The following is a 651-nucleotide window of genomic DNA, read 5'->3' on the forward strand; positions in this document are numbered from 1 at the left end:
TTCCTTAACATTGCAGCAGCTAAAATATGGCTACCGTCTTTTGTCAACAAAGCCTAGGTCATTACTGACGCTTCGACTGCGGCCGCGAAGCCTCACGCTATGGCGATGCACCTTGTAACCGCACCGGCACCGTCCCTGGTCCATAAGAAGCCGATGCTAGGAGTTGCTCATGGCTGCTAAAAGGGTTCTCGTCGTCGAAGACGATGGCATTGTCCGGTATCTTCTTGCCGAGGCTTTGCTGGATGTTGGCTACGAAGTTGTGGATGTTGCCGACGGTGATACTGCCGTCAAAAAGCTGAACTACCCCGATGATTTCGACGTTCTGGTAACCGATGTTCAAATTCCGGGAAGTTGCGACGGCCTCGAGGTTGTTGAATATGCTAGACACGCTCATCCGAAAATCGGAGTGGTGATAGTGTCAGGCTACGCGGCATCGCTGACTGAGCGCTTGGCCAAAACGCCTAAACCATTTCAATTTCTAAGCAAACCATATCGGATAACCCAGCTTATAGAATTGATTACCCAGGAGGCCGCGTAGATGGGCTCTGGTGCAAACTGGGAGTTTGGCTGAATGGGACAACGATCTGGTCCCATCTCCTCATGCTTCGAGCACTGCACTCCAGATGGCGGGCATGGTGGTGCCTTCGATAC

General features: G+C 52.1%; 1 protein-coding gene. It reads left to right on the top strand.

Features of this window, described 5'->3' with window-relative positions; translation table 11 throughout:
- The first annotated feature begins 169 nt into the window (after window positions 1–169).
- On the top strand, window positions 170–538 hold the full coding sequence (locus tag ASILVAE211_RS25875) for a response regulator (RefSeq protein WP_227324221.1): 369 nt from the start codon (window positions 170–172) through the stop codon (window positions 536–538).
- Window positions 539–651 lie beyond the last annotated feature (113 nt).

Source organism: Acidisoma silvae (genome assembly GCF_020618775.1).
In the GTDB taxonomy this organism is placed as follows: Bacteria; Pseudomonadota; Alphaproteobacteria; order Acetobacterales; family Acetobacteraceae; genus Acidisoma; species Acidisoma silvae.

What these genes read in the sequence shown, in the direction of transcription:
- ASILVAE211_RS25875 (WP_227324221.1), top strand. Translation starts at nt 170, where the DNA reads ATGGCTGCTAAAAGGGTTCTCGTCGTCGAAGACGATGGCATTGTCCGG.